Annotated in this window: 14 protein-coding genes; 11 read left to right on the top strand and 3 right to left on the bottom strand. The window is 58.7% G+C overall.

The features are described from left to right. Nucleotides 1-13: 13 nt before the first annotated feature. Entirely contained in the window at nucleotides 14-928 is a 915-nt protein-coding gene (locus F8N44_RS03625; RefSeq protein ID WP_150649344.1) for a LysR substrate-binding domain-containing protein, read from the bottom strand. A 198-nt stretch (nucleotides 929-1126) separates the two neighbouring features. Here F8N44_RS03625 and F8N44_RS03620 point away from each other — a divergent pair, with 198 nt between their 5' ends. From F8N44_RS03620 to F8N44_RS03595, 6 genes are all read left to right on the top strand, one after another. After that, nucleotides 1127-1876 (top strand): SDR family NAD(P)-dependent oxidoreductase, encoded by a 750-nt coding sequence (locus F8N44_RS03620; protein WP_150649343.1) that lies wholly within the window; start codon nucleotides 1127-1129, stop codon nucleotides 1874-1876. Between the two features lie 100 nt (nucleotides 1877-1976). Continuing rightward, nucleotides 1977-3275 (top strand): MFS transporter, encoded by a 1299-nt coding sequence (locus tag F8N44_RS03615; protein ID WP_016984522.1) that lies wholly within the window; start codon nucleotides 1977-1979, stop codon nucleotides 3273-3275. Nucleotides 3276-3292: 17 nt separating this feature from the next. Continuing rightward, on the top strand, nucleotides 3293-4141 hold the full coding sequence (locus F8N44_RS03610; protein ID WP_150649342.1) for a transketolase: 849 nt from the start codon (nucleotides 3293-3295) through the stop codon (nucleotides 4139-4141). Beyond that, a complete protein-coding gene (locus F8N44_RS03605; RefSeq protein ID WP_150649341.1) occupies nucleotides 4138-5166 on the top strand; it encodes a transketolase family protein in 1029 nt (342 codons plus the stop codon). The genes F8N44_RS03610 and F8N44_RS03605 overlap by 4 nt, the downstream gene beginning before the upstream one ends. A 123-nt stretch (nucleotides 5167-5289) precedes the next feature. Then, nucleotides 5290-6411: an SMP-30/gluconolactonase/LRE family protein gene (locus F8N44_RS03600; protein ID WP_150649340.1), complete on the top strand. Its 1122-nt coding sequence runs from the start codon at nucleotides 5290-5292 to the stop codon at nucleotides 6409-6411. 254 nt (nucleotides 6412-6665) lie between these two features. After that, nucleotides 6666-6917 (top strand): DUF2790 domain-containing protein, encoded by a 252-nt coding sequence (locus F8N44_RS03595; RefSeq protein WP_150649339.1) that lies wholly within the window; start codon nucleotides 6666-6668, stop codon nucleotides 6915-6917. A 76-nt stretch (nucleotides 6918-6993) separates the two neighbouring features. Here F8N44_RS03595 and F8N44_RS03590 read toward each other — a convergent pair whose 3' ends face one another. Continuing rightward, complete coding sequence (locus tag F8N44_RS03590) at nucleotides 6994-7920, bottom strand: LysR family transcriptional regulator (RefSeq protein WP_150649338.1); 927 nt, start codon at nucleotides 7918-7920, stop codon at nucleotides 6994-6996. 221 nt (nucleotides 7921-8141) lie between these two features. Between F8N44_RS03590 and F8N44_RS03585 the strand changes: the two genes are divergently transcribed. The 5 genes from F8N44_RS03585 (at nucleotide 8142) to F8N44_RS03565 (ending at nucleotide 12957) form a co-directional block, all read left to right on the top strand. After that, nucleotides 8142-9578 carry an NAD-dependent succinate-semialdehyde dehydrogenase gene (locus F8N44_RS03585; RefSeq protein ID WP_150649337.1) on the top strand — a complete coding sequence of 479 codons (1437 nt, stop codon included), beginning with the start codon at nucleotides 8142-8144 and terminating at the stop codon, nucleotides 9576-9578. Between the two features lie 11 nt (nucleotides 9579-9589). Then, a complete protein-coding gene (locus tag F8N44_RS03580; protein WP_150649336.1) occupies nucleotides 9590-9922 on the top strand; it encodes a carboxymuconolactone decarboxylase family protein in 333 nt (110 codons plus the stop codon). Further along, a complete protein-coding gene (locus F8N44_RS03575; RefSeq protein ID WP_150649335.1) occupies nucleotides 9923-10924 on the top strand; it encodes an NAD(P)H-quinone oxidoreductase in 1002 nt (333 codons plus the stop codon). Nucleotides 10925-11131: 207 nt separating this feature from the next. Further along, nucleotides 11132-12571 carry an ATPase domain-containing protein gene (locus F8N44_RS03570; RefSeq protein WP_150649334.1) on the top strand — a complete coding sequence of 480 codons (1440 nt, stop codon included), beginning with the start codon at nucleotides 11132-11134 and terminating at the stop codon, nucleotides 12569-12571. A 23-nt stretch (nucleotides 12572-12594) separates the two neighbouring features. Beyond that, nucleotides 12595-12957 (top strand): response regulator, encoded by a 363-nt coding sequence (locus F8N44_RS03565; RefSeq protein ID WP_016984513.1) that lies wholly within the window; start codon nucleotides 12595-12597, stop codon nucleotides 12955-12957. Here the strand turns inward: F8N44_RS03565 and F8N44_RS03560 are convergent. Beyond that, nucleotides 12952-13815: a fimbrial protein gene (locus tag F8N44_RS03560; RefSeq protein WP_412071502.1), complete on the bottom strand. Its 864-nt coding sequence runs from the start codon at nucleotides 13813-13815 to the stop codon at nucleotides 12952-12954. The genes F8N44_RS03565 and F8N44_RS03560 overlap by 6 nt on opposite strands. Nucleotides 13816-13996 lie beyond the last annotated feature (181 nt).

The raw sequence follows: 13996 nt of genomic DNA, 5'->3' as shown, positions 1-13996 counted from the left end.
CATGACATAACTGTCAGTAGTTGAAGTCGTGCCCCAGCTCATTCTGCATCCACTCCAGAAATCGCCTGACCCGAGGAAAGCCGGCATGCGCTCTCGGGAACACCAAGTGGTGTGCGGTGATGGGCGCGCTCAACGCTGGCGCTACTTCGACTAACGCGCCGCGCGCCAGATAATCCTGCGCAAGCAGCGTGCTTTCCAACGCGAACCCAAGCCCGTGACTGGCCGCCTCCAGTGTCATGTAGGAGCGGTCAAAGCTGACTGAATAGGGTTTTTCAGGACGCGACAGGCCATGTTGAGCAAACAGTTGCGGCCACTTGATCAGCGTCGCTTCCGACAGGATCAGATTGCAGTCGAGCAGATCCGCGACTGTGCGGATCGGGCGTTGCTGCAGCAATTTCGGCGACGCCAGCACCGCGATCTTTTCATTGCGCACCGTACGGACTTCGAAACTTGGCCAATTGGGCATGCCGTGACGGATGTCGACATCGATCTTGTCGCGACTGAAATGCAGTGATTCGTAAGAACACGACAGATTGAGCTGGATGTCGGGATGACTCTGGCGGAACTGTTCCAGCCGCGGCATCAGCCACAGCAGCCCGAAGCTGGGTGACGAGTGCAACCGCAGGCAATCGAGACTGACATCGCTGGCGGCACGCTCTGTCGCCACCGCCAGGCTGTGCAGAATGCCGGACACTTCGGTCAGGTATTGCTCGCCCACTGGCGTCAATGTCACGCCCCTGGCTGTTCTGAGAAATAACTGACGCCCGATCATCGCCTCTAGTTTGGCCAATTGGTGACTGACCGCCGACGGGGTCAAATCCAGCAATTCGGCGGCGCGGGCAACGTTGCCGAAGCGTGCTGTTTGCTCAAAGGCCTGAATGGCTTTCAGGGGTGGCAGGGTCGCAGGTGCTTCGCCAGATGAACTCATGATGATTGTTTTTCCGCTGCAAGTGGCTTGGGCCGGGCTTATGGCTATTCAAACATCGGCAGACAGCGCTGGCGAGTGCTGAATTTTTTTCAGCACCCAGTGAAGTTTGCGTTATTGCTCAGGGCCGATCTGGAGGACAAGCTGAGTCATCGGTTCTTTGCGAACCGGGCCAATAAAAACAATTCGAGGTATTCCTCCATGCTTCTCCAAGGCAAAGTCGCAATCATCACCGGTGCCGCATCTGCCCGTGGCATCGGCCGCGCTACAGCGACGACGTTCGCACAACAAGGCGCTCGTGTCGTCATTCTCGATCTGGATGCCTCCGCAGCACGCGACGCCGCCGCGTCGTTGGGCGAAGGTCACCTGGGACTGGCGGCTAACGTGGCGGACGAGGCGCAGGTTCAGCAAGCCGTTGCCACCATCATCGAGCACTTCGGTCGTATTGATATCCTCGTCAACAACGCCGGCATCACCCAGCCACTCAAAACCCTCGACATTCGTCCTTCGGACTACGACAAGGTGCTGGACGTCAGCCTGCGCGGCACCCTGCTCATGTCCCAAGCGGTGATTCCGCTCATGCGTCAACAGGCCTGCGGCAGCATCGTCTGCATGTCGTCCGTGTCTGCCCAACGCGGTGGCGGCATTTTCGGTGGCCCGCATTACAGCGCGGCCAAGGCCGGTGTGCTGGGTCTGGGCAAAGCCATGGCGCGGGAGTTGGGCCCAGACAACATTCGCGTCAACTCCATCGCGCCGGGCCTGATTCACACCGACATCACCGGCGGCCTGATGCAGGACGAGCGCCGTCACGCCATCATCGACGGCATTCCGCTGGGTCGCCTGGGTGAGGCGCAGGACGTCGCCAACGCTGCGCTGTTTCTCGCCAGCGACTTGTCCTCTTATCTGACTGGCATCACTTTGGATGTGAACGGCGGCATGCTGATTCACTGAGTACTTCTGGGCGGGCCTGTACGGTCCGTGCGGTTCTGGATCGATGATGCAGCCGGGCCTGATGGCCTGGCGGTCAATAAAAACAAGAGATCAGACCATCATGACTACCCTGTCGCTCGAAGCGGTTTCGACCGTGCGCTCCTCTGCCTATCGCAAAACCGCCTGGCGTCTGATGCCCTTTCTGATGCTGTGCTATTTGTGCGCCTATCTGGATCGGGTCAACGTCGGCTTCGCCAAGCTGCAAATGATGAACGATCTGGCCCTCAGCGAAACGGTCTACGGACTGGGCGCCGGCGTGTTCTTCATCGGCTATTTCCTCTGCGAAGTGCCCAGCAACATCATTCTGCACAAGGTCGGTGCGCGCGTATGGATCGCGCGGATCATGATCACCTGGGGCATCGTCTCGGCGCTGTTCGCCTTCGTCGAAACCGCGTGGCAATTCTATGCGCTGCGCTTTCTGCTGGGGATTGCCGAAGCCGGCCTGGCACCGGGCCTGTTGCTCTACCTCACCTACTGGTTTCCGTCCTACCGTCGGGCACGCATGACGGTGTTGTGGTTCATCGCCATTCCGCTGTCAGGCATGGTTGGTGGCCCGCTGTCCGGCTGGATCATGAACCACTTTGCCGGCGTACACGGCTGGGCTGGCTGGCAGTGGATGTTCGTTCTGGAGGCGGTACCCACTGTGATCGTCGGGCTGCTGGTGCTGAGCTATCTGAAAGACGGCGTGCATCAGGCCACCTGGCTGAATGACGAAGAAAAAGCCTTGATCACCCGCGAGCTGGCTGAAGACGACCAGCAAAAAGTCACCCACGCCTCGGTTGGCGAGTTCATTCGCGATCGCCGTCTGTGGCTGCTGGCGGCCATCTACTTCTGCGTGGTGATGGGCCAGTACGCAATCACCTTCTGGCTGCCCACACTGGTGCGCAATGCGGGGGTTTCCGACCCGCTGCACATCGGTTTTATGACCAGCCTGCCGTACCTGTGCGCCATCGTCGCGATGTTGTTGGTGGGCCGCAGTGGTGACAAACATCGCGAGCGCCGCTGGCACCTCATCGTGCCGATGATTGCCGGGGCGATCGGCTTGAGCCTGGCGGCGATGATGGGCGGCAATTCAACGCTGTCGATCCTCAGTCTGTGCCTGGCCGCTTCCGGCATTTTGTCGGCGACATCGCTGTTCTGGATGCTGCCCACCACGCTGCTCGGCGGGGTGTCTGCTGCCGCTGGCATCGCCGCGGTCAACAGCTTCGCCAATCTCGCCGGGTTCTGCTCGCCTTATCTGATCGGCTGGATCACCACCCTGACCGGCTCTAGTGCCATCGGCATGTACCTGATCACGGGCGTGCTGTTCCTCGGTGCCAGTCTGGTCCTGCGCATCCCCGCCGCCCTGGTCAATCGTTGAGTTAACGGAGTTTCATCATGACGACTAATCTTTCACACGCTGCATCCCTGAGCCTGACGGAGCGCGCGCACAACATTCGCCGCCACGCGCTGCGCATGGGCCAGGTCCAGGGTCAGGGCTACGTCGGCCAGGCTCTCGGCGCTGCCGATCTGCTGGCGGTGTCTTACTTTCATGCGATGAATCATCGCCCAACTGATCCCGAATGGGAGCAGCGCGATCGCTTCTACCTCTCCATCGGTCACTACGCCATTGCGCTGTACGCAGCGCTGATCGAAGCCGAAATCATCCCGCTCGAAGAGCTGGAAACCTACGGCTCGGACGACAGCCGCTTGCCGATGTCGGGCATGGCCGCCTACACCCCGGGCATGGAAATCACCGGCGGCTCGTTGGGCCAAGGCTTGGGCATCGCCGTCGGCGCCTGCCTGGGTCTCAAGCGCAAAGGCTCGCCCTCCTTCGTCTACAACCTGCTGTCCGATGGCGAGTTGAACGAAGGCTCGACGTGGGAAGCGGTCATGTCGGCTTCGCACTGGAAGCTCGACAACCTGATCGCCATCGTCGACGTCAACAACCAGCAAGCCGACGGCCACTCCAGCGAGATTCTCTCGTTCGAACCCATCGTTGATCGCTGGCAAGCATTTGGCTGGTTTACCCAGCGCGTCGACGGCAATGATCTGGAGGCGCTGGTCAGCGCGTTCGATGCCGCGCGCAATCATTCTGGCAGCCAACCACGAGTGATCATCTGCGACACCAAAATGGGCAAAGGCGTGCCCTTCCTGGAAACCCGCGAGAAAACCCACTTCATCCGTGTGGAAGAGCACGAATGGGACCTGGCGCTGCGCAATCTTGAAGAAGGAAAAAACCAATGAACAACGCCGTCAAAACACCCATGACGACTGCCGAACCGGGCAAGAAACGCCTGACTACATCGGCGATGATTGCCTCCATTGCTTCAGAAGGCCAAGCCACCAAATCCGCGCCTTTCGGTCATGCGCTGGCGGCGCTGGCTGATCAACGCCAGGACATCGTCGGCCTGTCCGCCGACCTGTCCAAATACACCGACCTGCACATCTTTGCCAAGGCCCACCCGGACCGGTTCTATCAAATGGGCATGGCCGAACAACTGCTGATGAGTGCAGCCGCAGGCATGGCCCGTGAAGGTTTCGTACCCTTTGCCACGACCTATGCGGTGTTTGCTTCGCGGCGTGCCTATGACTTCATCTGCATGGCCATCGCCGAGGAAAACCTCAACGTCAAAATCGTCTGCGGCCTGCCCGGCCTCACCACCGGTTACGGCCCCAGCCATCAGGCCACCGATGATCTGGCTATCTTCCGTGCCATGCCCAACCTGATGATTGTCGATCCCTGCGATGCTCTGGAAATCGAACAGGCTGTACCCGCCATCGCCGCGCATCAAGGGCCTGTATACATGCGTTTGCTGCGCGGTAATGTACCGCTGGTGCTCGACGAGTACGGCTATCAGTTCGAGATCGGCAAAGCCAAAACCCTGTGCACCGGTAACGATGTGCTGATCATCTCCACCGGCCTGATGACCATGCGTGCACTGGAAGCCGCCAAGGAACTGCAAGCCGATGGCGTGGATGTCGCCGTGTTGCACGTACCGACGATAAAGCCGCTGGATGAACAAACCATTCTTGCCGAAGCTCGCAAATCAGGTCGACTGGTGGTTACCGCAGAAAACAGCTCGATTATTGGCGGACTCGGCGAGGCCGTTGCCGGGGTGCTGCTGCGTAACGGAGTCACGCCAGCGTTCAGGCAGATCGCCTTGCCGGACGCGTTTCTGGACGCGGGTGCTTTGCCGACACTGCATGATCGTTACGGCATTTCGACCCAGGCCGTCTGCGCGCAGATCAAGCTCTGGCTGGACCGCTGACCGATCAGGGCGCTTATGGACGAGCGCCCTACAACTCGCGGACAACGAACAACTTGTACGATGTCCTATCACAAGGTATTACTACGTCTCCCCGAAAAAAAATAAAACCACGGAGATCGCTACATGGACTCATCCCTGTCCGCTCGACCTGAAAGCCCTGACCGAGCGCAAGGCAACACCCGCCGCAGCTTCCTGAAAAAATCCCTCGCCGTTTCCGCCACGCTCGCCACTGTCGGCAGCACCGCACTGACGCGGATCGCCGAGGCCGCCGAACCCTTGAGTCAGCGCTATCCAGATCCGCTGATTCATATCCTCGACGACAGCTTCCTCGAACTACGTGTTTTCAACGCCAGTGTTGAAAAACTTGCCACCGGCATGCGCTGGGCCGAAGGACCGGTCTGGGTCGGTGATGGCCGCTATTTGTTGGTCAGCGACATCCCCAATAATCGCATCATGCGCTGGGACGAAATCACCGACACCTTCAGCGTGTACCGCGAACACTCCAATTTCTCCAACGGCATGTGCCGGGATCGCCAAGGGCGTCTGATCGTCTGCGAAGGCTCTACCACCACCAGCGAAGGCCGGCGCATCACGCGTACCGAAGCCAATGGCACGATCACCGTGCTGGCCGACAGCTTCGACGGCAAGCCCTTCAACTCGCCCAACGACATCGTCTGCAAAAGTGACGGATCGATCTGGTTCACCGACCCGCCCTTCCAGACCAGCAACAACTACGAAGGCCACAAAATCACCCCGAGCCAACCCCACGCGGTGTACCGCATCGACGGCGAGAGCAAAAAAGTCACGCGGGTCATCGACGACCTCAACGGCCCCAACGGCCTGTGCTTTTCGCCTGATGAAAAAACCCTGTACGTCGTCGAAGGTCGCGCCAAGCCTAATCGCCTGATCTGGGCGATGACCGTAAAGGACGACGGCACACTCGGCGAACGCCGCAAGCACATCGAAGGGCTGGACTATGCCGCGATCGACGGCATCAAGTGCGACGAAGCGGGCAACCTGTGGTGCGGCTGGGGCGGCAATGGTGATCCCAAGGCCGACCTGGAAAAACTCGACGGCGTGCGCGTTTTCAATCCGCAGGGCAAGGCCATCGGGCACATTTCCCTGCCAGAGCGCTGCCCGAATTTGTGCTTTGGGGGACGTGAAGGGAACCGGTTGTTCATGGCCAGTAGTCACTCGATCTACTCGCTGTTTGTGAATACTCGGGGGACTACGTTTGCGTTGTAAAAGCGAGGCTCGTCTCGCGACAGTTTCGTGAGTATCGAAACGATAGTCTGCCGCGCATCCAAGGGTGCGCGGCATTCAAGCCCGGTTACTGTCCCGCCTCGCCGGCCCCTGTGAAACGCCCTAGCGAAAGACACCGCAAGATTGTGTTCGGAATTGATAAAAGTCTTTCCCGGATTCACGCCTGTTTCCACATAACCCTCAAGCCTAAAGTTCGTCCTGCCAGCAACATCACACTTACTTTAGGAAATCACATCATGAAAACGGCAATGATCATCGTCGCACTCTTGGGCTTCAGCTCTGTAGTAGCAGCGCAGGATGGGACTGCAAAGACTCAACAGGTCGAACAATATCGCTACGGTACCCACTTGGATGTCGCCAAGGTCATCTCTGAAGACCCGGTGCCGGATGTTTGCGCAGTGGTACCGACGCACATGACCTACCAGGATTCGCAAGGCAAACGCCACGTACTGGCCTATAACGTCATGGGCCGTTGCAGCCAGGGATAACCAAGCTGTTCGCCAATCATTGCGCCTCGGAGAGTGGTCTCATCGAGGCGCAAATACCTTTTTGCTCCGCAGTATTTCAATCGATCAGTTCTTTGGCCGTGGCTGCCAGCTGACTGCCAACCCGATCTTTCAGTGTTCCGATAAACCGGGTGATTTTTGCATCGACGAACTGCCGAGAGGTATAGACGGCATACACGTTGCGCTCATAGGTATGGTAGTCAGGCAAAACCCGCACGAGCCTGCCGGAACGCAAATCATCGATGGCCGTGAATCCGGCCAGCAAGCCAATCCCCGCGCCCTCTCGAATGGCATGTGCCATCGCATCCATATCGTTAACGCTGAAACTTGCCCCTGTCGGGACAAATGTCGCGTCCCCCGCCTTGCTCTTGAGCTGCCACTCGTCCCGCACGTAGTCCACGGTGCCCAGCAACAGACACTGGTGATCCCGCAGGTCTTCAGGTGTCTCCGGGGCCGCATGCCTGGCCAGGTAATCTGGCGACGCCACCAGCACACAATGGCTGACGCCGATCTTCTGGCTGACATACGCCGAATCGGGGAGCGCGCGGGCGATCAGGATCGAGACATCCAGTTGGTCTTCCAACAGGTTCGGCATACGTTGCGAGAGCAATAAATCCACCGTCACCTCCGGGAATTGCTGGCGGTACTCCAGCACGGCCCCCGTGACCAGGTGCCGGGCCAGCCCAGGAACGCAATGCACCCGCAATGTACCTCGTGGTTCCAGCGCGGCATTGCTGGCTTCGGCTTCGGCACTCTCCAGATCAGCGAGAATCTTCGTGCATCGCTCATAGAACCGTCGCCCGGCATCGGTGACCGACAGGCGTCGGGTCGAGCGTTGCAACAGACGTGCGTCGAGCACGTTTTCCAGCGCCGATACAGCACGCGAGACGTTACCGACGGTGGAATCCAGATGGTTGGCCACGGCCGTGAAACTGCCCATCTCGACAACCTTTATGTACACCGACATGTTCGAAAGTTTATCCATCGCGTCCTTCCTGTAGATCTGACGCTTACCCGTGATAGCGCGCACTTTTTCCGGATGCTACACGTTCGGCCCGCGGCTCGATATTACCTCTGGCGACAACAATGATTCCCTCTGGCCCGTCTAAATCAACGGCCCCCCCTTCCATAGACTTGGTTGCACAGGCTGCCTGAACCGGCGCCGGGTTTCTTACGAATCTCTGACAACCAACTGAAGGGCGCATCATGAAGACTTCCTACGACCTGCTTTATCTTTTCATCGGTGGTGAATGGATCAGTGCCGAAGGGCGCGATACCGCTGCTGTCGTCAACCCGGCGACCGGCCGGGAAATCGGCCGCATCCCGCTCGCCACCGCTGGCGACCTTGATCACGCCTTGGAAGTGACTCGCCTGAGCTTCGAGCAGTGGCGCCAGACCGTGCCTGACCAACGCGCCAAGATCCTCAAGCGTGCCGCCGACCTGATCCTCGAACGTGCACCGCAGATTGCCGCGCAGATGACCCTGGAGGAAGGCAAACCGCTGAATGAAAGCCTGGATGAAGTGACCCGTGCGGCGGAGTACTTCGAATGGTTCGCCGAAAGCGCCCGGCGTATCGATGGTCGGGTGGTCCCGGCCAACCGGCCAGGCGTGTTGCAACTGGTCAAACGCCAGGCCATCGGCCCGGTGGCCGCATTCACTCCGTGGAATTTCCCGGCCATCACCCCGGCACGCAAGCTCTCGGCAGCGCTGGCCGCTGGTTGCAGCGTCATCCTCAAACCCGGTGAGGAAAGTCCCTCCACAGCACTGGCCCTGGCGCGTGCACTCGACGATGCAGGATTGCCCAAGGGTGTGTTGCAAGTGGTCTTCGGCGTACCGGATCAAGTGTCCAGCCATCTGATCGCCTCGCCGATCATTCGCAAAGTGACCTTCACCGGTTCGGTGCCCATCGGTCGCCTGCTGTCTGCACGCGCTGCCGAAGGCGTGAAGCCCATCACCCTTGAACTCGGTGGACACGGACCGGTGCTGGTGTTCGAAGATGCCGACATTGAAAAAGCTGCCGTTGAGGGTGTCGCTAACCGCTTTCGCGGCACCGGACAGGTGTGCATTTCATCCACTCGGTTTCTGATCCAGCGTGGCGCCTATCAAGCTTTTGTCGATCACTTTGTCGCGGCGACCCAAGCCCTGAGAATCGGTGACGGTCTGCATCCAGACACTCAGGTCGGACCGTTAGCCAACCCAAGGCAATTGGCAAAAATGGAAGAACTGGTCGCCGATGCCGTTGAAAAAGGTGCACGAGTATTGGTCGGTGGCGAAGCCTTGTCCGGCGAAGGCTACTTCTTCCAGCCCACCGTTCTGGCAGATGTGCCGATGAACGCCCGCGTCATGCACGAAGAACCCTTTGGCCCCATCGCCGTGCTGATGCCGTTCGATGAGCTGGCGGATGGGCTGCAAGAAGCCAACCGCCTGCCATACGGACTCTCGGCCTACGCGTTCACCTCCAGCGCGCGCACGGCCATTGACGTCGCCGACGGATTGGAGGCCGGGATGATCGGCATCAACCAATACCGCATCGTCGCTACCGAGCTTCCGTTCGGCGGCATGAAAGAAAGCGGTCACGGCTCCGAAGGTGGCATTGAAGGCATCGAGCACTATCTGACCCACAAATTCATCAGCCAGGTTTAAGGAACTCGCCCATGTCCAAGCTCAATTTCAGCAGTCCTCGCGAAGCCGCGCGCGCGTTCACGCCAAAGCTGTCGCAATTCGTCGACTCGACGCTTTATCCGCAAATCTGGAGCGATCCCGCGCTGTCCCCGCGCGACCGTAGCCTGATCACCGTGGCGGCATTGATTGCCGCTGGTCACTCGGAAGAGTTGCCTGCTCACCTGCGCCGGGCGGCTGACAACGGTGTGACCCAAGACGAACTGGCGGCAGCGATCACGCACCTGGCGTTCTATGTGGGCTTCCCTGGCGCGATCACCGCATCGGCTATCGCCAACGCCACGTTCAGCGAAACGGAGAACAACTGAATGAAAGCCATCAACATCAGAGAATTCGGTGCGCCAGACGTCCTCGAACTCGTCGAGGTCGCCGATCCTGCAGTCCGTCCTGACGACCTGCTGGTGCGCGTCTATGCCGCCGGGGTGAACCGTGCGGATCTGACGCACCGGACCGGTGGCTACGGCCATCCGAATTTCGGCGACTCGCTGATCATCGGCCTGGAAATCGCCGGCGAAGTGATCGGCAAAGGTAGCGCGGTAACAGGGTTCGAGGTCGGAGATCGAGTCATGGGCGTGGTCGGCGGCGGTGCCTACGCCGAACTGGCCCGCATCGATTACCGCATGGCCATGCACATCCCCGCGCAGCTTGACTATGTACACGCGGCAGCCATTCCCGAGGTCTTCGTCACGGCCCATGAAGCGATGATGCACCTGGCTCGACTCAAGGCTGGCGATTCGGTGCTGATTCACGCGGCCGCCGGCGGCGTCGGCTCTGCTGCGGTGCAGTTGGCTTATGCCACCGGCGCCACGGTGTATGCGACCACCGAAGGCAGCAAGTTGGCGCGTGTCGAGCATTTGGGCGCAGACGTGGCGATCGACTACAAGACGCAGGATTTCGCTGAGGTGATCGCCGACAAAACCCAGGGCCGCGGCGTCGATGTGATCATCGATTTTATCGGTGAGCCCTACTTCGCCCGCAACGTTGCGTCCCTTGCTCGCGGAGGTCGCTTGGTTCAGGTGGGAATTCTCGGCGGTGGCGGCAACGTCACGGTGGCACTGGAGGACATTCTTTACCGCCACTTGCAAATCATCGGCACGGTGATGAAGTCACGCACGCAACCGGAGAAGCACGCCATGATCAAACGCTTTCGCGAGCACTGGCTGGATCGCTTCGAGGGGGCCGGAAGCCTTGAGCCGGTTGTCGATAGCACGTTTGCGCTAGCGCGGGCTGCCGATGCGCATCGCCGGATGGAGTCTTCCGGGAACGTCGGGAAAATCATTTTGACGATGCAGCCGGAAGACTTGATTTGAAACGGGTTGAGTTCTCGATTAATGACGGTGCCCTGGATGGGCACCGTTTTCGAAAGGTTTGGCAGAAGTCACGGGGGGGTGGAACACGCCAAAACGATATGTTCCAACGCTACTTTCCCTCCACCGGCATGGCCCAAAAATGGAAATGGCGTTAGCATTTCACCCATTCGGCTTAACAAGCCTGTTTTTTCAGATCAGGGTCGCAAAGTGGAAAAGCTAAAACGCCTTCAAAGCGGAATCGAAGGGCTCGACGCGCTGCTTCAGGGTGGCCTGGTCGCGGGTGCTTCGTACATCGTTCAGGGCCGCCCCGGTTCCGGCAAGACCATCCTCGCCAATCAGCTCGGCTTCAATCATGCCCGCAATGGCGGTCGCGTTCTGGTCGCCACGTTGCTGGCCGAGTCCCACGACCGGCTGTTTCAGTTTCTGTCGACCATGAGTTTTTTCGACGCATCCCGAGTGGGCGCCGAAATACAGTTTGTCAGCGCTTTCGATACGCTGGAAAACGAAGGCCTCGATGAAGTGGTGAAATTGCTGCGGCGCGAAATCAGCCGGCAGAAAGCGACGGTCATGGTCGTCGACGGTTTGCTCAACGCGCGCTCGAAGGCCGACTCGCCGATCGACACGAAAAAATTCATCTCCGAACTGCAAGGCCATGCGGCATTCGCCGGTTGCACCGTGCTGTTTCTCACTAGCTCGCGCCTGGACGACGGCAGCCCGGAACACACGATGGTCGACGGCGTCATCGAAATGGGCGAAGAGCTGTTCGGCACGCGATCGGTGCGACGCATTCACCTGCGCAAGACCCGCGGCAGCGGCGCCTTGACCGGTGTTCACGAGTGTGAGATCACCGAAAACGGCCTGGTGGTCTATCCGCGCCTGGAAAGTCTGTACAAGCGCCCTTCGGCCCCCGACAGCGCAGACATGACACGCATTCCCAGCGGCATTGTTTCGCTGGACGACATCCTCGGTGGCGGCTTGCACAGCTCCAGCGTCACGCTCGTCATGGGGCCTTCCGGGATCGGCAAAACCACGCTGGGTCTGAAGTTTCTCGCGCAGTCGACGACCGAAGCGCCGGGCCTGCATTTCGGTTTCTATGAGAGCCCGCAACGGCTACGACTCAAAGGCCATTCGCTGGGCATCGATATTGAACAAATGGAACACAGCGGTGCGCTGAGCATTGCCTGGCAGCCGACCACCGAGGGTTTGCTCGACGCCCTCGGTGCGCGCCTGCTGAGCCTGGTCGATGAAAAAGGTATCAAACGCCTGTTCATCGACAGCCTCAGCGGCATGACTCGGGTTTCAACCACACCGGAACGCATCACCGACTTTTTCAGTGCACTGATGAACGAGCTGCGATCCCGAGGCGTTACGGTCTTCGCCTCCTGGGAAATGCGCGATCTGTTCGGCTCCGAGGTCAGCGCACCGAACTCCGACCTGTCCAGTATTGCCGACAACCTGATTCTCATGCGTTTCTTTGAAAATCACGCTGAACTTCGCAGGACGCTTTCCATTCTCAAGATACGTGATAGCTCCTATAACCCTTCGCGGTTCGAGGTAGTCATCCGTGATCAAGATGTGTTCCTGGAAAAGGCTTTGAGAAATGAACCTTCCGTCTCATCTGAGTCATTGCCTGGTTCAATATCGTAAGTCTTCGAGCGGGTTGAAATAACATGACCACCATCCTGGTAGTCGACGACGAATATCTGATTGCTGACATTCTCGGCTTTGCGCTGGAGGATGAAGGCTTCATGACGGTGACCGCCAGCAATGGCAAGAAAGCGCTCGAAGTGCTGGAGAGAGAACGGCCAGCACTGATCATCACTGATTTCATGATGCCGGTCATGGACGGCCTCGAATTTGCCGAAGCCGTGCGTGCCCAGCCTTCCGTCAAACACCTGCCGATCATTCTCATGAGTGGAGCGCAGGCGCACATTGGCATGCAGCGCTCGGATCTGTTTGACGTGGTGCTGCCCAAGCCTTTCGACATTGCGGTGATTGTGGCTGAGGTGAAGAAGCTGTTGGCCTCCTCATAGATACTCAACGACAAAGGCAATTTCGGCATTGGCATTGCCCGCTCGCATTTGCGCATTGGAAGGCTCGATGCGCACGAAGCGGGCTTGCAAGTCTACAGATGCATTCCCGCCTTCCGATGTAGGCGCTTTTGTTATGTAGTTCTGATTCAGCTTGAGTGGCTTCCCGTCTCTGAAGCGCATCTGCAATGCCAAACCTTTGGCAGTGGAGCTACTGTTCAGATTTACCATGCCAGTATTAGCGTCCCACGCAGGGCTGCCCGCAGTGGGCGAAAAGGAGTAGCGGAAGTTGTTTATTCCGCTAGGACAGTTTTTCATACTGAGAAAAAAATATTGCTCCTTGGCATAGGCACCGTTCTTCGGGAAATCGCTCAAGTTATAGCTACCCATATCAACTTTTACATCGGGTGTTTCGCAAGACTGTGAGACCACCCGCGTGCCACTTGTATTCAATGCAAGAGGCTCGATTTCAGCAGCGACAAATTTCCCTAATTGGCCTGAGGGTATCGTCGCACTACCGGAAATCTCACCCGTCTTTACAAGCCGCAAGATGTGCTCAGTGCCATTCCACCCCCAACCGCCAGCGACGTCGGAGTCACCCGGAAAGCCTTTCCATACTTTGCCCGATGGCGGTCGAACCCATTGCCAGCCGATGCCGGTATTTCCAATGGGAAAAGTCTGCGCGCCCGCCTGGGTGGTGCCCACAGAATTGCGCACACCTTCATTGTGTACTGCAGAGCACCTGAACGAACTGGGAATGGCTCCCAGGGTCACGATTGGGCTTTCATAGATAACCGTGCCGTTCGGCGTGTCCCGCGGCACCGAGATCGTGGCCGGAAGGACAACTCGGAGGTTGCCCATGGAATTGTCGGGATAAAATTCGCATACCGCCGCCGTTGCGTTTGACGACAGCATGTACAAGAGCCCGACAATTGATATATGGCATAACTTCATAACACTCCCTCTGACTCTGCGTTGCATGCAAACACTGAATAATTGACGATGGTGCGAATATTTAACCGGCAGCAAAATCACCATAAAC

This window comes from Pseudomonas fluorescens, assembly GCF_902497745.1.
GTDB lineage: Bacteria > Pseudomonadota > Gammaproteobacteria > Pseudomonadales > Pseudomonadaceae > Aquipseudomonas > Aquipseudomonas fluorescens_BM.
This window is presented reverse-complemented; position numbering and strand designations above follow the sequence as displayed.